General features: G+C 48.4%; 18 protein-coding genes and 2 tRNA genes. 14 read left to right on the top strand and 6 right to left on the bottom strand.

The genetic code is table 11. The features are described from left to right. The first annotated feature begins 19 nt into the window (after nucleotides 1-19). The 6 genes from H6629_03805 to H6629_03780 all read left to right on the top strand — a co-directional run bounded on the left by H6629_03805 (nucleotide 20) and on the right by H6629_03780 (nucleotide 4,667). Nucleotides 20-1,000, top strand: a complete 981-nt coding sequence (locus H6629_03805; GenBank protein MCB9066917.1) for a succinylglutamate desuccinylase/aspartoacylase family protein — start codon at nucleotides 20-22, stop codon at nucleotides 998-1,000. Continuing rightward, nucleotides 1,000-2,568, top strand: a complete 1,569-nt coding sequence (locus H6629_03800) for a bifunctional GNAT family N-acetyltransferase/carbon-nitrogen hydrolase family protein (protein ID MCB9066916.1) — start codon at nucleotides 1,000-1,002, stop codon at nucleotides 2,566-2,568. The genes H6629_03805 and H6629_03800 overlap by 1 nt, the downstream gene beginning before the upstream one ends. Nucleotides 2,569-2,664: 96 nt before the next feature. Next, nucleotides 2,665-3,693, top strand: a complete 1,029-nt coding sequence (gene lpxK, locus H6629_03795) for a tetraacyldisaccharide 4'-kinase (GenBank protein MCB9066915.1) — start codon at nucleotides 2,665-2,667, stop codon at nucleotides 3,691-3,693. Between the two features lie 68 nt (nucleotides 3,694-3,761). Next, a tRNA-Met gene (locus H6629_03790) sits at nucleotides 3,762-3,835 on the top strand. A gap of 42 nt (nucleotides 3,836-3,877) precedes the next feature. Beyond that, nucleotides 3,878-3,951: transfer RNA gene (locus H6629_03785), tRNA-Met, on the top strand. Nucleotides 3,952-4,112: 161 nt separating this feature from the next. Beyond that, nucleotides 4,113-4,667 carry a DUF1572 family protein gene (locus tag H6629_03780; protein MCB9066914.1) on the top strand — a complete coding sequence of 185 codons (555 nt, stop codon included), beginning with the start codon at nucleotides 4,113-4,115 and terminating at the stop codon, nucleotides 4,665-4,667. Nucleotides 4,668-4,699: 32 nt separating this feature from the next. On the opposite strand, the gene H6629_03775 is transcribed toward H6629_03780, so the two are convergent. The 5 genes from H6629_03775 to H6629_03755 all read right to left on the bottom strand — a co-directional run bounded on the left by H6629_03775 (nucleotide 4,700) and on the right by H6629_03755 (nucleotide 7,234). Next, nucleotides 4,700-5,299 carry a homocysteine S-methyltransferase family protein gene (locus H6629_03775; GenBank protein ID MCB9066913.1) on the bottom strand — a complete coding sequence of 200 codons (600 nt, stop codon included), beginning with the start codon at nucleotides 5,297-5,299 and terminating at the stop codon, nucleotides 4,700-4,702. Then, nucleotides 5,233-5,577: a homocysteine S-methyltransferase family protein gene (locus H6629_03770; GenBank protein ID MCB9066912.1), complete on the bottom strand. Its 345-nt coding sequence runs from the start codon at nucleotides 5,575-5,577 to the stop codon at nucleotides 5,233-5,235. The genes H6629_03775 and H6629_03770 overlap by 67 nt, the downstream gene beginning before the upstream one ends. A gap of 13 nt (nucleotides 5,578-5,590) precedes the next feature. Continuing rightward, nucleotides 5,591-5,896, bottom strand: a complete 306-nt coding sequence (locus tag H6629_03765) for a hypothetical protein (protein ID MCB9066911.1) — start codon at nucleotides 5,894-5,896, stop codon at nucleotides 5,591-5,593. 194 nt (nucleotides 5,897-6,090) lie between these two features. Continuing rightward, nucleotides 6,091-6,573 carry a hypothetical protein gene (locus H6629_03760; protein MCB9066910.1) on the bottom strand — a complete coding sequence of 161 codons (483 nt, stop codon included), beginning with the start codon at nucleotides 6,571-6,573 and terminating at the stop codon, nucleotides 6,091-6,093. 61 nt (nucleotides 6,574-6,634) lie between these two features. Then, nucleotides 6,635-7,234, bottom strand: coding sequence for a corrinoid protein (locus H6629_03755; GenBank protein ID MCB9066909.1), 600 nt, complete (start codon nucleotides 7,232-7,234; stop codon nucleotides 6,635-6,637). A gap of 288 nt (nucleotides 7,235-7,522) precedes the next feature. Here H6629_03755 and H6629_03750 point away from each other — a divergent pair, with 288 nt between their 5' ends. Beyond that, nucleotides 7,523-8,878, top strand: a complete 1,356-nt coding sequence (locus H6629_03750) for a M20/M25/M40 family metallo-hydrolase (GenBank protein MCB9066908.1) — start codon at nucleotides 7,523-7,525, stop codon at nucleotides 8,876-8,878. 34 nt (nucleotides 8,879-8,912) lie between these two features. Here the strand turns inward: H6629_03750 and H6629_03745 are convergent, their stop codons facing one another. Then, a complete protein-coding gene (locus H6629_03745; protein ID MCB9066907.1) occupies nucleotides 8,913-10,088 on the bottom strand; it encodes a hypothetical protein in 1,176 nt (391 codons plus the stop codon). A gap of 161 nt (nucleotides 10,089-10,249) precedes the next feature. Here H6629_03745 and H6629_03740 point away from each other — a divergent pair, with 161 nt between their 5' ends. From H6629_03740 to folP, 7 genes are all read left to right on the top strand, one after another. Then, nucleotides 10,250-11,374, top strand: coding sequence for a hypothetical protein (locus tag H6629_03740; GenBank protein MCB9066906.1), 1,125 nt, complete (start codon nucleotides 10,250-10,252; stop codon nucleotides 11,372-11,374). Between the two features lie 313 nt (nucleotides 11,375-11,687). Then, nucleotides 11,688-13,076: a tRNA lysidine(34) synthetase TilS gene (gene tilS, locus H6629_03735; GenBank protein MCB9066905.1), complete on the top strand. Its 1,389-nt coding sequence runs from the start codon at nucleotides 11,688-11,690 to the stop codon at nucleotides 13,074-13,076. Next, entirely contained in the window at nucleotides 13,073-13,621 is a 549-nt protein-coding gene (gene hpt, locus H6629_03730) for a hypoxanthine phosphoribosyltransferase (protein ID MCB9066904.1), read from the top strand. The genes tilS and hpt overlap by 4 nt, the downstream gene beginning before the upstream one ends. A 98-nt stretch (nucleotides 13,622-13,719) precedes the next feature. Beyond that, nucleotides 13,720-15,816 (top strand): ATP-dependent metallopeptidase FtsH/Yme1/Tma family protein, encoded by a 2,097-nt coding sequence (locus tag H6629_03725; protein ID MCB9066903.1) that lies wholly within the window; start codon nucleotides 13,720-13,722, stop codon nucleotides 15,814-15,816. A 303-nt stretch (nucleotides 15,817-16,119) separates the two neighbouring features. Further along, nucleotides 16,120-16,662 carry a GTP cyclohydrolase I gene (locus tag H6629_03720; protein ID MCB9066902.1) on the top strand — a complete coding sequence of 181 codons (543 nt, stop codon included), beginning with the start codon at nucleotides 16,120-16,122 and terminating at the stop codon, nucleotides 16,660-16,662. 17 nt (nucleotides 16,663-16,679) lie between these two features. After that, nucleotides 16,680-18,311, top strand: a complete 1,632-nt coding sequence (locus tag H6629_03715) for a tetratricopeptide repeat protein (protein ID MCB9066901.1) — start codon at nucleotides 16,680-16,682, stop codon at nucleotides 18,309-18,311. A gap of 236 nt (nucleotides 18,312-18,547) precedes the next feature. Then, on the top strand, nucleotides 18,548-19,498 hold the full coding sequence (gene folP / locus H6629_03710) for a dihydropteroate synthase (protein MCB9066900.1): 951 nt from the start codon (nucleotides 18,548-18,550) through the stop codon (nucleotides 19,496-19,498). The last annotated feature ends 61 nt before the right edge of the window (nucleotides 19,499-19,559 follow it).

Genomic DNA, 19,559 nt, shown 5'->3' with positions numbered 1-19,559 from the left:
ACGGCAAAGCGGATGCTGTTTGGAAATCAGTGGGAAGAAAATTAATCCCGGTGAGCAAACTGAGATTCATCTGAAAATTGCCAGGTTGCCAACCCATACGGTCATCAATTTGCCGGTTCTTGTGTATCGCGCAATTGTTCCGGGACCGACGCTGTTGCTCACTGCGGGGCTTCACGGCGATGAAATTAACGGAGTGGAAACATTGCGGCGGCTGATCAAATCGGGATTAATCCGCCCGGATGCCGGAACTGTGGTGGTGATTCCAGTGGTGAATATTCACGGATTTATCCAGAATTCCCGGCGTTTTCCCGACGGAAAAGACCTCAACCGCAGTTTTCCCGGACAAAAAGATGGCTCGCTGGCCGGGCGTTTCGCGTGGGTGCTGATGAACGATATTTTGCCGACAGTCGATTTCGGGATCGATTTTCACACCGGTGGAGCGCACAAAGCTAATTTTCCGCATTTACGCTGCAATCTGGATGACCCGGAAATCGCCAGTTTGGCGAAAGCTTTTGCACCACCGTTTATCGTGCATTCCAAACCACCGGATCATTCGTTTCGCAAAGCTGCGGCCATTCAGGGGAAATCTATTCTCACATTTGAAGCTGGCGAATCGCTGCGATTTGACGAACTGGCGATCACCGAAGGTATGAACGGCATTCACCGGTTGATGTTTGCAAAAGGTATGCGGCAACTGCCAGGTGTGCCGGGCAGCAGCAAAATTTTGCACAAAAGCTGGTGGAATCGCGCCAGCTATTCCGGGTTGTTCCGCGCGTTTGTGAAACCGGGCGACCAGATCCGGCGGCATCAGCAGATCGGCAGCATCAGCGATCCGTTTGGTGAGGTGGAATACCCCATCAAAGCCCGCGAAAAAGGGTTTGTTATCGGGCTGAACAACCTTTGCGTGGTCAACAAGGGCGAGGCGTTAATCCACATCGGCACAATGGATTCTGCCACAAAAAGTGATCAACCGGATTCGCAAAACCAAAAGAAGGGCTGATGTTGAAAGGCAAAAAAAAGGTAAAAATCCGGCGCTGGCGAAAGGAAGATATTCCGGCGATCATCGATTGCCACGAAATTGCCTATGGCGACTATCCGGATGATGTGGAATACGACCAACGGCTGCACGAACACATGCTGGAAGCCTTTCCCGAAGGTCAGATTATGGCGGAAATCGGCGGGAAAATTGTGGGTTACGCCACGTCGATCATCGTGCAATTGGATGACGAAACGCAATATTACACCTACAATGAAATCACCGGTTCCGGCACCTTCAGCACGCACGATCCCAGCGGCGATACGCTATACGGTGCGGATATCGCGGTTCACCCGGATTATCGCGGACACGGCATTGCCGGAAAGCTATATGTGTATCGCCGTAAGCTGATGAAAAGATACAACTTGCGGCGAATGGTCGCGTATGGCAGGTTACCCGGATATCAACATTATGCCGGAAAAATTACCGCTGACGAATATGTCAACCGTGTGCAATCCGGCGAGTTGAAAGACCCCGCGCTAACGGCGCATTTGAAAGCCGGATATTTGGTGAAACGGGTGCTTTACAAATTTTTCCGCGACGATTTCAGCATGAATTATTGCACGTTGCTTGAGATGCCCAACCCCGATTTTAGCGCAACCAAACGCAGGATAGCCGCATCGCCAATCCAACGACCGGTGCGGAAATTCCGGGTTTGTGTCGCCCAATATCACCTCCGCCGGATCGATACATGGGAAGAATTTGAGAACACCATCGAGTTTTTTGTGGATACCGCGTCGACGTATCACTGCCATTTTTTGGTGATGCCGGAATTGTTCACTGCCCAGTTATTTAGTACGTTTCCGCGCGATTGGGATGATCGCCGCTCGGTTGAGGAACTGGCGAATATGGCAGATCGATATCAGGAAGTATTCCGCCAAAAAGCCATGCAACACGGTATGTATATCATTGGCGGGTCGCACCCGATCCGCCGGAATGGAAAAATTTACAACGTTGCACACCTGTTTTCACCCGCCGGAAATATTTATACACAGGATAAACTGCATATCACTCCGTTTGAACGGCGCGTTTGGGGTATCGAACCCGGAGAAGGATTGCGGGTTTTTGATACGCCACTGGGGCGCATCGCTATTCAGGTGTGTTACGATATCGAATTTCCGGAAGTTACGCGATTGTTAACGTTAGCCGGTAGTGAAGTGATTTTTGTCCCATTCAGCACGGATGAAAAAAAATCCTATTTCCGGGTTCGATACGCTGCTCACGCCCGCGCAGTGGAAAATTATTTATATGTGATTTTAGCCGGCAACGTGGGCAATCTGCCGACGGTGCGATCATATTTGATCAATTACGGGCAATCGGCGGTGCTCACGCCGAGCGATTTTTCATTTCCGTTGCACGGTATTCAGGGTGAAGCAGAGCCGAATGTGGAAACCGTTGTGATCTCCGAGTTGGATTTATCGAGCCTTGCCCAACAGCGCGATACTGCCAGCGTTCGCCCGCTTTACGACCGTCGCCTCGATTTGTTTGAACTTCGCGCCAAACAAAAAATAGATGTCGTCCGGGTGGAATAGTTCAAAAAAAACGATAAAGTGTTGTTATCAAAAAGGTTATGTCGATTGTTGGCACAGTTATTCAGTAAAATTTTTGCAATAATAAAATGGTTGTTATTGCCATTCGGCGCGATCCATTTAGCGGTTGTCCGGCTCCGCAACAAACTCTACGATTTGAAATGGTTAACTATCCGGCTATTGCCGGTGCCCGTGATTTCTGTTGGAAACATCCAAATGGGCGGCTCCGGAAAAACACCGATGGTGCTAAATCTTGTGGCTTTGTTGCAAGAAAAAGGATTTAGCGTTGGCATTTTGACGCGCGGATATGCTCGAAAATCCGGCAGAATTCGTATTTTACACGGCGGCGAAATTGCCACAGTCGCGGAAATTGGTGATGAACCCGCGATGATGTTGCGGGTTTTGAGCAGCAACAGTTGGTTGGGGATTGGTGCAAATCGCTATCTAACGGGATTGGCGCTGTTGGCAAAAAAGCGGGTGGATGTGCTGATTTTGGACGATGGGATGCAACATCGCAAACTGCACCGCGATCTGGATATTTGTTTGATTGATGTTTCCCGCTGGCACAATCATCCATTTTTATACCCCTTCAGTTATTTGCGGGATGCCAAAGTCTCGCTGAAACGCGCCGGGTTTATTTTGCTCACAAAATCAGAAAACGCCACTAAAATGGGCGAAAAATTGCATTCACAACTGTCTGAACGATTTGGGGGTGCTGTTCTGAAAGCGCATTTTCAATTTGGCGAATTTGAGGTGCTGGTTGATGGCAGCGCCATTCAATTGGCGAAAAACACACCGGTCGTTTCGCTGTGCGGGATAGCTAATCCGCAACATTTTCAACATACCCTTCGGCAATCCGGGGCGGACATTAAATTGAATATATTATTTCCGGACCATCACAATTATACGCATGGCGAAATGGCTGAATGTGCGGAGCAAGCCCGGCTTGCCGGCGCAGAATACATTATAACTACCGAAAAAGATGCGGTAAAAATCCGGGAATTGTTGCAGCCGGAAAACTCGAAGTGGTCAGATAATATATTAGTGCTGCCGGTAGTTGTAAACTTGGAAAATCCCGAAGTTGTTGAAAAACAGATAGATAACTTGCTAAATAATCGATCACTTTAACTGGCCAAAAAAAGAAATAATAAGTTGACAAACTTGCATCCCCAACATATATTTGATGCTCAATTGATCGCGGGGTGGAGCAGCTTGGTAGCTCGTCGGGCTCATAACCCGAAGGTCGCAGGTTCAAATCCTGTCCCCGCCACAAAAAAATGTCCCGGTGAGAGTCGGGACATTTTAAACATAAGGCGGCATAGCTCAGTTGGTTAGAGCAGCGGAATCATAATCCGCGTGTCCGGGGTTCGAATCCCTGTGCCGCCACTTAAGTAAGCCTCGTAAAAATAATAATTTACGAGGCTTCGTTTTTTACGCCTCAAAATCCCACCCGAAAAAAATTCAAAAAATATCGTTTTTTACATCGTTTTGGTTTTATGACTGTTTGAAATTAATTTTCAAAACAGATCAAATAATCGGAGAACGTTATGGATGGAAAAATATGGCTGGATCAAATAATTGTTCAGTTCCGAAAATACAAAATCTACAGCGAGAGAGCTGCCGAACAGGTTGCGGACGACGATTTTTTTTCGTCGATGGGCGGCAATCCGCAAAGCGTTGCCACGCTGATGAAACATGTTGGCGGAAATCATCGCTCGCGCTGGCGGGATTTTCTCACCACTGACGGCGAAAAAAGCGACCGGAACCGCGAATCCGAATTTTCTGTGGATGGTGAAACGCGCCAATCGATTTACCAAAAATGGGAAGACGGCTGGCAAATTGCGTTCGATTCGCTCGAAAAATTGACAGCGGCGGATCTCGAAAAGACCATCACTATCCGGGGTGAACCGATGGGAGTGACCGATGCGATTCAACGCAACTTGAACCACGTTGCCTATCACACCGGACAAATTGTTCACCTCGCCCGGCAGCTTGTCGGCGAAAAGTGGCAAACGTTGAGTATTGCGGTTGGAAAATCGGATGAATTCAACCGGAAAATGCAAAGCAAATTTGGCGATTGGTGGTCAAAAGAAAAGCAATAACGGCATTCGAGCGGTGAATGCTGCATGATTTTTTAACGGGGTTTCGCCAAAACCGCGAGAATTTCGCGAATAAAATCCGGTGTAGTGCCGCAACAACCGCCGATAAAATTAGCACCGGCATCGATAAGCGGCGGCACAAATTTGCAAAAATCCTGCGGCGTAGTCGAATATTGTACCTGACCGTGAACAAGCTCCGGTAATCCGGCGTTTGGCTTAATCCAGATGGGCAACTCTGTAGCTTTTCGCAATCGCGCGCAAATCGGGATAAATCCTTCAATGCCCTGACCGCAATTTGCGCCGATGACATCCGCACCGGCGGCAGCCAAAACTTCCGCAGCTTGCTCGGGCGTTACGCCCATCATCGTGCGATCTTTCCCGATTCCGGAATCGTAAACCATGCTGGCCACAACCGGCAACCCGGTTTTTTTGGCTGCGGAAATAGCTGTTTTTGCTTCAGTTAAATCGGACATTGTTTCGAGCACAATGCCCATTGCTCCGGCATTCGCCAACGCTTTTGCCTGCTCGGAAAACGCCGCAAATAACTCCGATTCCGTGATTTCCCCGGTCAACAGCATTTTGCCGCTGGGACCAATCGAGGCAAAAACAACCGCATTTTTACCTGCTGCACGCAGGAAATTTCCACGCCTGAGCGATTAATTTCTGCGGTTTTTTCCGCAAATCCGTAATCCGCCAACGCAATCCGGTTGGCGCGAAAGGTGTTTGTCAAAATAATCTGGCTGCCCGCTGCAACATATGCTCCGGCAACTTTTTCAACCCGTTCCGGATGGGTCAGGTTGAACAAATCGCCGCAATCGCCGGTGGGCAAACCCAACGCCTGCAACTGCGTTCCCCATGCGCCGTCGGTCACAACCGGACCGTTTTTCAACAATTTTTGGATCGTTTCATTCATGTTGCACCGCCAATTATGTTGATTTTTCTAAAATGATTTTTGCACCCATAATGCCGCTGGTCGATTTTTCGGGGATCATGATATCGCCCTCGGTCAATCGCACGCCGATGTGTTCTTCCGGCGACAGCAGCGAAAAATGATCCGCTGATCGCTCACCGCCAATCGCCGTATCCGGGGAAAATCGCTGATATCGCGCCGGAGTTTTGGCATCCCCGAACCGGTCGTTCACCCACAAATTCAGGTCGAAAGCAACCATTTCCGCAGCGCCGCCGCCGATGCCGTTCAGCAAATATGCATCAAAAACGTCTCCGTCGGACATCAATAATTTTACTGTTTCATCAATCCTGGACCGATGGTAACGAGGTAAAGAACCATCGCCAAATCGTTGGAAACATTTTGTTTACGACATTATTCGTTTCAGATTTTATCCCGGAATGCAGGTTGGTTTCCGGGTCGAACGGCGCAGAAAAAAGTCCGCCAGTTTCCGGCTGTGAAAAATAGTGTCGGTAAATTTTATCGCGATATCGTTTTTCCCGATGATGGCATCGAACGCCAGCAGCATGCTTTCGGGCAGATTTTCGGCAAGTGAGATTCCAGCAGCATCAGCAAGCGGTTGCGCAATTCTGTGCCGGAATGGCGTTTGGAGAGCGGGCTAAATTTGAGCGCAGCGCCCATTTCTTTGAAAAAATAGTGATAATTTTCCAACTCACTCAAAAACCGTGTTGCGGTTTGGCGAAATTGGTGTTCCGGTACATCCGTTTCGCGCCAGCGTTGCAACAAATGTTGGTATTCGCAAAGCTGCGATTTACCAAATTGATAGGCTGCCGCATCATTTTCAGCGCAAAAAATCTGCTCGCGAAATTGCCGGATATCGCGAAACAGATCCGGATTGTTGACCACCGCCTGCACCAATGGGATGTAATCCGCCGGATCAATTTTGTAGATAAACGGATCGAATGTCACAGGAGAATTGTTGGTGTGTTCGGTAGATTGCATTTGTCCGGCTGATGTTTGAGTTGCAAATGTTTGATGACTTAACCGCTTGATAATCTGAAATTTATGAAACGTTAGCCAGTATCTTTTTAACCAGCGGAACCGCCTCGGCTGCGTTCCGGGAAAATCCGGCAGCCTGGATTTCATCCGCAAATTTTTGGTTGACCGCCGCACCGCCGACAATCACCGGATTTGCCAATCCGGCAGTGCGCAGCGCGTTGATGGTAACGCGCATATTTTCCATCGTTGTGGTCAGCAGAGCCGAAAGCCCGATCACCGCGTGCGGATGCTCCTTCGCCACTGCGACAAATTTTTCCGGTGCGGCGTTTGTGCCCAAATCGATCACTTCAAAACCGCCGCCTTCGAGCATCATTCCCACCAGATTTTTGCCGATGTCGTGCAAATCACCGCGAACGGTTCCCAAAATCACCGTGCCATTAGTTGCTGTTTTTTCTCCAATTAGCAGCGGTTCCAGCATTTTTAAACCGGCTTTCATCGCTTGCGCGGAAAGCAGCATTTCCGGCACAAAATATTCACCGGCAGAAAATTTTTGCCCGACAATTTCCATTCCGGCAATCAGCCCGTCTTTGAGGATGGCGTTCACGGGAATATTTTCATCCAGCGCCTGCTGTAGCAATTCTTTCACGCCGGGTTTTCCGGCCATTCCGGGCGGATAAGCGGCTGCGGCGTCCAAATGCCCGGCGACAACGTTGGCTTTCAGTTGATTCAAAAGGTCCATTTTTTTATCCGGTTGTTGCAATTACTCAATAAAATTGACGTTTTCGTGAAACGCTTTTTCACAATATACGCTTTTGAAATATTTGCATGCAAATGGTAGATGCTGAAAAGATGGTTTGCGTTTTGCGATAGAATTGAATGGTTTTTATATTCCGATAAGTTCGGGTTCAAAAATGAACCGCCCGGATGTTACCTTTCGCGAATCGGAGATGTCATGAAAAAGTTCACCTTTTTGGGCTGTATTTTTATCCTTTTAACGTTGGCTGGCAGTCCTGCGCGGTCGCAAATCAGCGGATGTGATTTTGATGCAGATATCGAGCTGCTGATGAGCCGGATTTCGGCGGACAGCATCGCGATGCACGTCCAGAATCTGGCGAACGCCGGCGGAAACAAATCCCGCATTTCGTACACGCCCGGAAATGAGTGGGCAGCGGCGTATATCAAACAGGTGTTCGATCGTTATCCCGGGCTCACCGAGGTGCATTTTGATACATTTTATGCGCCGAACGCGATTCCGCCCTATCACCAAACGCCGATGGTCAACGTGGTTGCGACGTTGCGCGGGAACAGCTTGCCGAACCGATACTACCTCGTTGGCGGACATTTTGATGCAACGGCAAACCTCGATCCGAACCTGTCGTGGCCATCCGATTGGGCGACTGCGCACGCCGCGGGAGCAGACGATAACGCCAGCGGTGTTGCCGCAATTCTGGAAATTGCGCGGGTGCTAAGCGATCCGGGCAACAGATTTGCTTTTCTCTACAACATCAAATTTGTGGCGTTTGGCGCGGAGGAACGCCACCCGATTTATAACAATGACAATCACCTCGGCAGTGGTCATTACGCGAGCAGCGCATCACAAAACGGTGATCAGATTTTGGGCGCGTATATTGTTGATATGATTGGGTTTAACGCAACGGGGCATCAGCATTTCAACATCGTTTCCAACGATGTTTCGCAGGTGTTGGGCGAACGGATGCTGGCGGTAAATGATGCATATCAGATCGGTTTGCACAGCAACAGCGCGCCGTTTGTTTACGCCACCTATTCCGATCACGAACGTTTTTGGGCGTATGATTACAAATCGATTTTGCTGATCGAACATGCGCCGCCGTGGGAAAATTTTCCGCCGTGGTACACGGCAAATCCGTTTTATCACCGGGAAAGCGATGTATCCGGCACGGTGAATATTCCGCAGGTTGAGAAAATCGCCAAACTGACTTTGGGAACAATTACCTGTATGTCCGGCGGAATTGTCGGGATCGCCGAAGCAGTGCCGGCGGGATTGGCTGAGGAGTTTCGGTTGGCGCAAAATTATCCCAATCCGTTTAACGGCGGCACGGAAATCCGCTATCAAATATTCTCCGGTGGTGCGGTAAAATTGCGGATTTTTGATATCGCCGGGCAAATCGTTGCCACGCTGGTGGATCGAAATCTGGCCGTCGGCGACTATCGGCTAAACTGGGATGGTCTCAGCGATCGCGGTGAGCAACTGCCAAGCGGGCTCTATTTTCTGGCACTAACGATGAACGGGCAGCTCAACGTGCGGAAATTGACGCTGTTAAAATAGTGATGGAATTTTGTTGTCACCGGAAACGTTGGATTCAATATTTCCCCAATTCCTCGGCGAGCGATGTCAGCAGTTCGATGTTCTCCGGCGGTGTGTTTGGCGCAACGGAACATGCGGTGCTCAAAATGTAACCGCCGCCGGTTTTTCCGATGCGGATGCGCTCCGCCACTGCTTCCCGAACGGTTTCCAAGTTGCCGTAAAGCATTGTATTTACAGGATCTAAATTTCCTTTGATAAACGCTTTTCCCGTAAGCAATTGTTTGGCATCCGCCAGTTCAACGGTTCCGAGCGGCGGCGGATCGAGTGTATCAACACCGCATGTTTTGGTGGCGAGCATCAGGTCCAGCCGGTCGCCGATACTGCCGCAAGTGTGCGTATAAACCGGAATTTTCAGCTCAGTTGTGATGGTTTCTGCAATCCGCTTTTCATACGGGAAAACAAATTCGCGGTAGTGATCGCGGGAAATCAGCCCCGCCCCGGCAAACGCCGATGACAGTAAAATGGCATCGACACCGCATTCAGCCTGCCGTCGTGCCAAATCAATCGCACCCGCCGTTAACCGCTCCAGACAAGCTTTGGCTTTCTCGGGGGACATGATGATCGCCATCAGCGCATTTTCATAATTCAATAATTCGAGAAATTGCGACCACGGCGAAAAAATTTCCGAGTGAATCGACAGCGAATCGCCAACCTGTTTGGTAACCTGTTTGATCGTGTCCAAATGATATTCCGGGAAAAAATCGTCGAACGGGCGCGGTTTTTCGTCGAATCCCCAGGTGAACGGATAGGTGATATCGGTGATGTCCCACGGATCGATGTAAAATAATTCATCGGGATCAACCGCATCAAATTCCGGAAAAAAACGTGAGCCATCTTGTTGATAATAATGTGGGTTATCGTCGTTTGGGAAAATGGTGTAATTACCGTTTTTCCAATTGATTTTTTTCTCGCCGTGCATTTCGCCGATCGATTGGATGTGTTTGGCAAAATCCGGCTCCCGTCCGGGCAGATTTACCAAAATCCCGTCAAATCGATAGCGGTTGCAGAGCCGGATGAGCGCTTCGGCAAAACCTTCGGATGTGTACCAAATCGCCATCGGATCGACGCCGGAATGTAAAAAATAATGTCCGAGCGATAGTTGGCACATCACCGGCACGCGATCCGGTTGTTGCAAATTCATGGCAAGGCGCATGCGTTCTTTGGATGTCATTTTTTCCTCATTTGCAGATAAAATTTATTAAACATCTTAACAGCACTCCGCTACTAAGTTACTAAAATTTATTTGATATTTCCTGTTTTTCCCTTACTTTTGGCGACGGTATTCTTTTGTCTCCGAATAATTTTTATTGTGCGATAAATACAGTGTGAACAATGTGTTACCAACTCAAAATACCTGCCAGAATTAACCTGCTCGGAAATCCCGGTGATGCCAACGAAGGCGATTTTGCCGTATTGGGAATGGCGGTTGACATTTACGCCAGTGCCACGATTGCGGCTGCTGATGATATCTGTTTCGAAGGATATGAATCGGGAACCGCACAAACGCCATTTGCAACATATCGATATCCGGTTTCGGAAATCCCGTTGCCATACGGCGGAGAATTGGATTTGATCGCCGGTGCAATCAATCGGTTGCACAGCTACAGTGCCGAATTCCGCGAGAAAATTCGGCAGGGCGGATTCAACATTGCCATCCGTTCGGATGTGCCCCGGCAAAGCGGATTGGGCGGATCGTCGCTGTTTATCCAACTGACGTTAGCCGGGCTTCGGGCTTTCTACCAATTGAATCCATTAAAGCACAACGACTACATTTTAGCGGAACTCACGCAGCAGGTGGAATCGCTTGAATTGGGAATCGCATGCGGATTTGCGGATCGCTATCTGCCAATATTTGGCGGCATAGCGTATATGGATTTTCGCGGAAAAGCATTTCATCACGGATTAAACAACGAGCCACTGGCAACCATCGAAAACCTCACACCGTTTGTGGAATCCATTCCGCTGGTGGCGGTTTCCAGCGGGATTTTGCACAACTCCGGTTCCGTTCACGGCGTAATGCGCCCGAAATATCTGCAGGAATACAATCAATGGATGCAATCCGGCGGGGAAATGCCACCGATGGTTCGCTTTATGAGTGCGGCGTGGGAAACAGCGTGGAAAGGCAAATACGCATTATTGCAGGACGATTTGCCAACTGTCGGTCAGCAAATGGTTCGCAACCACCAAATTGTGGATGAAATGATGACCTACTGCGGATTTTCCGACGGCGCCGGTTGGGCTAATAATTTGCTGATCGACACGGCGATGCAAAACGGTGCGCTCGGTGCCAAATTGACCGGTGCAGGCGGCGGTGGTTCTGTATTTGCACTCACCCATCCCGGCGAAGAGGAGCGCGTCATGGACGCATGGCAAAACATTGCCAGGATTCACGATTTGACGAATGCAACGATTTACCAGCCGCGCGTTTCCAGCGGATTGACGGTTGAACAGATCTGATGAATCGATCGTTACGGATCGCAATTCTGCTTTGGTCCGGTGAAAATTAGGCTTAAATTGGTCGGTGTGCTGGAAAAATAACAGAGCGATTGCTCACATTTGTGCTCAAATGTTGTCATTCCTGCGAATGCAGGAATCTCCGGGCTTTCAGTAAACAAATTCTGTCAGCTACAAAAGTAGAAATAAGGCACTGTCATTTTTGGTGTTTCGGAATTCAGAAATTTCCCGGCTCAATTTTCAATTGCAAAAGTAAGTATTTGATAATATTTAAATTGCAGCTTTTTGCTGCCCGACTTTTACCCCACCTTGTCCAATGAATAAATCCCTGAAATATGCGTTTTTGAATTTTGTGCAGGAACACCGGTTGATTTCGTCCGGTGACCGGCTGCTCGTTGCGATCAGCGGCGGGATGGATTCGGTGGTTTTGCTGCATTTGCTGCTGGAATGGCAGCAATATTTCAGAATCGAAATCGGGGTTGCGCATTTCAACCACCAATTGCGCGGTGCAGCCGCAGATGGCGATGAACAATTTGTCCGGGATTTGGCAGAAAAAAACAATCTCCCGTTTTTTTGCGATCGCGGCGATGTCCAAAATTTTGCGACAAACAATCGGCTTTCGCTGGAAGCGGCAGCCCGGAACCTTCGCGAAAATTTTCTCCAAAACTGTGCAAAAACAGAGGGTTACGATGTCATAGCAACGGCGCATCATCTGAACGATCAGGCGGAAACAATGCTCATGCGGATGATTCAGGGCAGCGGCGTTTCGGGATTGGCTGGCATTCGCCTTCGGCGAAAAAATATTATCCGGCCGCTGTTATTTGCCCATCGCCGGGAGATCGAAGCGTATGCAACCGAACATCAGCTAACGTTTCGGACAGATGCCACAAATGATGATGAACGCTTTTTGCGCAACCGGATTCGCCGGCAATTGCTGCCCGTTATTCAGGATCAATTTCAGCTCGGTGAATTGACGCCATTTTTGCGCCAATCGTTAATTTTGCAGGATTGGCTCGCGGAAATCAATCGCCAGGTGGAAAATGCCGCCAAAAACCATCTGATTAAATTTTCCGAAAATAAAATTGCGCTTGAATTGACAACGTACAAAGGGTATTTTTCTGGAATTCAGATTAATCTCATTGAAATGATCATTGAATGGTTAGAAAAAGAGAAATCTGAGATATCATATAACCAATTTCTGGGGCTGAATCGCTGGTTGGAAAGTCCGTCAAACGGAAGTTCTTTCGCGCTAACTTCCCAAATTGCGGTGTTTCGGGACAAGAAATATCTGTGTTTCGAAAAATCAGCATTCGCCTCGCCGGTATTTGCGGTACTCGTTCCCGGTGAACTGTTAACGTTGCCGGATCACGATTTTACGATAAGAATGGATTGGGTTGACAAAAATGATGGTATCAAAAATCCCGATCCGCATATTGAATTTCTGGATGCGTCCCGGTTTTCTTTTCCGGTGATCATCCGCAATTGGCAGCCCGGCGATCGTTTCCGGCCGTTGGGATTGGCAGGCAGCAAAAAAATAAAGGATTTTCTGACGGATAGCAACATTCGTTCAGCTCAAAAAAAAAGAACGTTGGTAATGGATAATCAGGGGGAAATCGCAGTCGTTTTGGGTGTCCGTATCAGCGAATTATATAAAATAACAGATGCTTCTCACACTTTTTTAAAAATCGAGATTCGGAAAATATGAATGCACCGCAACAAATACAGGTCGATGACCTGGTTTTCGAAGTTTTAATTTCTGCAGAAGAATTGCAAAATCGGATAAAAGCCATAGCCGCGTCTATCTCACGCGATTACGCGGGAAAAGTGCCAATTATGGTCGGTGTACTGAACGGTGCCGCGTTATTACTTTCGGATCTGATCCGATATCTGGATATCGATTGCGAAATCGATTTTATCAAAATTTCCAGTTATGGCAATCAGCGGGTGTCTTCCGGTGAAATTACGATGATCAAGGATTTCAGTGCGGATCTGCACGGCCGGGACATTATTATTGTGGAAGATATCGTCGATTCCGGGCTTTCGGTGCAATATCTGAAACGCCGCATCAAAAACATGAAACCGGCATCGCTGAAAGTGGTTTCTCTGTTAACCAAAAAAGAAGCGTTCAAAGTTGATTTAACCATTGATTATGTTGGATTTGAAATCGATAACCGGTTTGTTATCGGCTACGGATTAGATTATAAGCAAGTTAAGCGGAACGTAAACGCAATTTACCAGTTAGTTGAATAGATAAACCAGGCTGAATATGAGCACAGCCGTTGCAGAATTTCTGCTGCAAACGGCAATGGAAGCTGACCAAAAAGAATCGGTGGAAATAATTTATGAACATGTTTAAAGATAATCCAAATGATCGAAATCGGGGTAAACGGTCGCCGCAGGGGCAAAACAATCGTGACGATTTCCAGTGGAAACGCGGATCTCGTTCGGTGTTGTTTTGGGTAATCCTGTTTTCCGGCATCCTGTTGTTTGCCATGATTTTTCAGAATAGCGGCAAAAACCCGGTGGAAATCGATTATTCTGAATACCTGAAATTTCTTGAGCAAAACCGCATCAAAAAAGCGGAAGTTGTGGTAAAAGAAGGCGCGAATGATTTTGTAGGTACCTTAGATGAACCTGAGGAAGAACGGCTACCCAACGGCAAAGTCCGGTCGTACGATCAGTTCAAAACCACTTTGCCATACATGGACAAAGAAATGGTTCAGGCCTGGCAGGATAAAGGTATCGACGTAAAATTTATGCAGCTTTCAACCGAATGGCTGGATGTTATCGGCAATTTTTTACCGTGGGTATTGTTGCTGGGTTTCTGGATTTTTCTGTTCCGCAGAATGCAGGGCGGCGGTGCCGGCAAAAATATTTTCTCATTCGGGAAAAGCAAGGCACGCATGCTGATGGAAAACGAAACCCGGGTAACATTTGACGATGTTGCCGGTTGTCAGGAAGCCAAAGAAGAACTTAAGGAAATTATTGAATTTCTCAAAAATCCCTCCAAATTCAGCAAATTGGGCGGAAAAATTCCCAAAGGCGCATTGTTGTTAGGACCTCCCGGAACCGGCAAAACATTGCTGGCCAGAGCTGTTGCCGGTGAAGCCGGTGTGCCGTTTTTCTCGATGAGCGGAGCGGATTTTGTGGAAATGTTTGTGGGTGTCGGTGCCAGCCGTGTTCGCGATTTGTTCGAACAGGGTCGTAAAAGCGCACCATGTATTATTTTTATTGATGAAATGGATGCTGTTGGTCGTCAGCGTGGCGCCGGTTTGGGCGGTGGTCACGACGAGCGCGAACAAACCCTCAACGCACTATTGGTGGAAATGGATGGTTTCGATACCACCGAAGGTGTGATTATCATCGCTGCAACCAACCGCCCGGATGTGCTGGATACGGCATTGCTGCGTCCCGGTCGTTTCGATCGCCAGATCGTTGTGGATCGCCCGGATGTTCGCGGTCGCGAAGGCATTCTGAAGGTGCATACCAAAAAAATTCCGCTGTCCGCAGATGTGGATATGGAAGTGATTGCCAAAGGCACGCCCGGTTTGGCAGGTGCGGATTTGGCCAATCTTGTGAACGAAGCAGCGCTTTTTGCCGCCCGTCTCGATCGCAATCGCGTGACGATGGAAGATTTTGAAATGGCAAAAGACAAAATCATGATGGGTATCGAACGCAAAAGCATGCTGATTAATGATGAAGAAAAGCGCACCACGGCGTATCACGAAGCCGGTCATGCACTGGTTGCGCGATTAATTCCGGGTGCGGATCCGGTGCATAAAGTGACCATTATTCCGCGTGGACGGGCACTCGGGGTTACTCATTTTCTGCCGATCGATGAAAATCATACCTATTCCAAAGATTATCTGGAAACCCGGTTGTGCACCCTGCTCGGCGGCCGCGTTGCCGAAAAACTGATTTTCAACCATTTTACCACCGGTGCCGGAAACGACATCGAGCGCGCAACAGAAATTGCCCGCAAAATGGTAACGGAATGGGGCATGAGCGAAAAACTGGGTCCGTTGGCATTCGGCAAAAAAGACGAGGAAATTTTCCTCGGACGGGAAATTGCCACCCATCGCGATTACAGCGAAAAAACAGCTCAGGAAATTGATACGGAAATTCGGCGCATTGTCCGGGAAGCGGAAGAACGTACGCATAAATTGCTCAGTGCAAATATGGAAACGCTTCACAAGCTCAGCGAAGCATTGCTGGAACGCGAAATTCTGGATGCCAGCGAAATTCAGTTGATAATGGAAGACAAGCCGCTGCCTGATAAAGCGCTCGGACGCCATTACGCTCAACTGAAAACCCAGAAAAACGGTTCAACGGCAACCAAAGAAGCAGAAGCCAAAGAAGCTAAAGATGCAAAAGAAGAGAAGAAATCGCAGCCAAAACCGGACAGTAAAAAACCACCGGAGCAAGAATCCGACGAAAATGCATAACACATGTATCCATTAGAACATCTATTGGAAACGGATAAAAATTCGAATATATAAATACCGGATATACTTGCTTTATCCGGTATTTTTTTGATCCGGCAATATTGGGTTGTATTTCCAAACCGCAGATCGTTTGCAACTGGTGGTTTTGCATCGGTTGCACATACATATTAATGTAAAGAATAAAAACCTGCAAAAAATGTGAAATCAATCCGGTTCGATTGCGCCTGAAAAAAATGAATAATATTTCAAATATCACAAGTTAAAATGTTTAACGACATTATTTTGTAATGGTAGAGGCACCTCATGGATAAAGCAAAAATCATGGAAGGCGTACGGCTGATTCTGGAAGGTATCGGCGAAAATCTGGCGCGCGAAGGGCTGCAAAAAACGCCGGATCGCGTTGCGGAAATGTGCGAAGAAATTTTTGGCGGCTATGCCGAAACTGGCAAATTATCTGCCGGATTTCCGGAGGACGCCGGAAACAACGTGGTGCTGATTAAAGACATCGCATTCTATTCCATGTGTGAGCATCATTTTTTACCGTTTTTTGGCAAGGTACACATTTTATATGTGCCGCAAAACAACCGGATGGCCGGCTTTTCCAGCATGGCCAAAATTGTGGATGCGTTTTCGCGGCGATTGCAAATTCAGGAGCGATTGGGCGCACAAATTGCCGATGCAATTGTGGACGCGCTGGCGCCGGAAGGTGTGATGGTCACCATCGAAGCGACGCAACTGTGCGCATCCATGCGCGGACGGCACAAAAAGGAAATGACCACAGTAACGCAAGTGGTTCGGGGCAAGCTGCCTGCCGAACGCATTCAACACCTGCGTAATAATTTTTGAATGGCGGAGAAAAGGGAATGTTTGATTTTTTGACCGGCAATGTGCCCGGCGGATTCGGTCTTTACCTGCTGTTTATCATCGTTGTGTTTTTGGTGCTGCGCGGCATGTCGCGCCAAAATGAGCTGTTCACGCCGCGTTTATTCCGCATCTGGTTTTTCGCAATTTGGGGATTGGCAACGTTGGTTTACGGATTTCTGTGGCTCAGCGATCCGCCGCCGCAAGCGTTTTCGCGATACAGCGTTCAATTTTACGCGGAAAATCCGGCGGATAAGTGGTTGGCATATTATTTCCGCGATGAGATGGAACGATCTGTTGAATCGCAGCGTAACCCAACCAACTACTATTACGACCAGCGCTGGAATTATCTCGCCGGTGCGGATTGCGCCACATTTGAGGCATCGCAATGCGCGACCATCGCCGAGCAAATGCCTGTGGACGAGCTGGTTACCGGCACCATTCGCCGCGAAAACGGCAATTATCAACTGGCATTAACTTTCAGGACATTCCCGGGAAACCGGATAAAATCGCAAAAAAACTTGCCCTTTCCCGCTGGCGAACCGGAAAAGGCTATCGCTGCGATTCAACAATGGATTGGCGAGGTGTTACCGTTAAAAGAGAAATTGCCGCAACCGCTGCTGGCGGATAGCCTTTTTGTGCTGGCAAGAGACCATTTTTGGCGCAATGACTACCAAAAAAGTCTTAATTTGTGCAGACAGGCATTGAATTTACACCCGGACAATGCCTATATTAAACACTTACTACTTTATAACCGGATCCGCATCGCGAACGACCTCAGCCTGAAACACCCGGTAAAAAATCCTTACGAAACGAAACTGAACGAATGGCAGCGCATGCTCGTGGAAGCACGGCAGGTGCTGATTCCTGCTGCGCAAGCCAATTACGATGCGGGTTTGGAAGACCCGTTGCTCAGCAACATGATTGCCGAATCATTTATGCCCGATCAACAATTTGGCGATGCCGAAGCGTTTTTGAAAATCGCCTTTGGCGAAGATCCGCTGAATCTGGAAGTGCTCAAAAATTTGCTGGCGTTGCATCCGTCGCGGTATCACGATTTGCCGTTCGAGAGTGACGGTGAGCTGATGGCGCGGATTCTGAATATCTGCCCGTTTGATGCGGAAACCCTGCGCCGCTATATCGAAAATTTGCTGGTCAATTTGCAGGTGGATAACCAGCCCGCAGCGGAAATCCGCTACCGGTTGGATCGCGCGTTGGCGCTGGCGCCGGATAATTACACCGCGCTGCTGCTAAAAGGAAAATTTCATCTGACGCTGTTTGAATATGAACCCGCGATTGCTGCATTTGAACATGCGGATCGCGTGATGCCGGATCGATCGGTGACGCATTACAATTTGGGCATCGCATATTATTTGCAAAAGCAGCCGGATCGCGCCGAAACGCATTTCCAGAAAGCTGTTGATCTGGATGATTATCTGGATGCGCATTTGTATCTGGGCGTGATTTTTCAGGAACGCGGTGAGTTTGAAAAAGCGTTGGCGCAGTTTCGCTATCGCGTTGCCCACAAAACCGGCAGCGAAGATTATTACGCCATTCAGGCGATGAAAGGCATTCGCGAATGCCTCAAAGCCTTAAATATTCCCATTCCGGGGCAAGCCGAAGGTTCAAACTGATCATGTTTTTGCGACTGCTGATACATCTGAACGCTGCGGATTGGCAGGAAGAATTAGAAAAATCCGGCGTTTCAGATAAAAAAAATGCTATTTCGAAATCCGATCTGACTGCTGAAACCGTAGTTTTAAAGATAACGGATGCAGATACGGCGACGTTATCGCAAATCCGGGAATGGCTGACCGTGCTGGCACCGGATGCTGTTTTCGGAAATGCAGATTGCGCAATATTCCTCCGTATGGGAAATCCGCCGGCAAAATATTTATCGCAAATTGCCGGATCGCTGCCCGAAACTGCGGATTTGTTTCGAAAGGAAATTACGCAACTCGCAACGGATTTCGAGAAAAAAAAATGGGAATTTACACTGCCGCATGGCAAAACGCTGATGATCGATCGTCCGCTGATTATGGGGATTCTCAACGTTACCCCGGATTCTTTCAGCGATGGCGGTCAGCACAATTCCGGTGAAACGGCGTATCGGCGTGCCCGCCAAATGCTGGACGAAGGTGCGGACATCATCGATATCGGCGGCGAATCCACCCGTCCCGGTGCCGGAGCTGTTTCTGTGGCGGATGAGTGGCAGCGCATCGGTCCGGTAATTCAGCAATTGGCAAAGCTGCCCGGGTGCATCATTTCTGTGGATACTTACAAAAGCGATGTCGCCAAATGGGCACTGGAAAACGGCGCGCATATTATTAATGATATCAGCGGTGCGCGGTTCGATCCGGCAATCGCAGATGTTGCCGCCGCGTTTAACGCACCGATGGCATTGATGCACATTCAGGGTGAACCGCGAACGATGCAGCAGCAACCCAATTATCATTTGTTGATGGAAGATATTTGTCGCGAGCTGAAAAAAAGTTGCGAATTTGTTCGCAGTCGCGGGGTGATGCAAATTTTGCTCGATCCGGGAATCGGCTTCGGCAAAACTGTCGAACACAATCTGGAAATTTTGCGACGGCTCCGCGAATTCGGGATTTTCGGGCATCCGGTTTTGCTGGGCACATCGCGTAAGTCATTTATTGGCAGAGTGTTGGACGCACCGGTTGAAGATCGCCTAACCGGCACGATTATCTCGAATGTGGTTGGCATCAATAATAACGCTGCGGTATTGCGTGTGCACGATGTGCACCAACATCGTCATGCGTTGCAATTGATACATGAGATTAAGATTAGAAAATGCCCGTAAGCCTTATAAAACAACACTTTTTCTAATGTTCAATAATTTTATACCGATATAAAATAACTCA

This window comes from Calditrichia bacterium (assembly GCA_020634975.1).
Classification (GTDB): domain Bacteria; phylum Calditrichota; class Calditrichia; order RBG-13-44-9; family J075; genus JACKAQ01.
The sequence above is the reverse complement of the archived record's forward strand: the minus strand, read 5'-3'. Positions and strand labels throughout refer to the sequence as shown.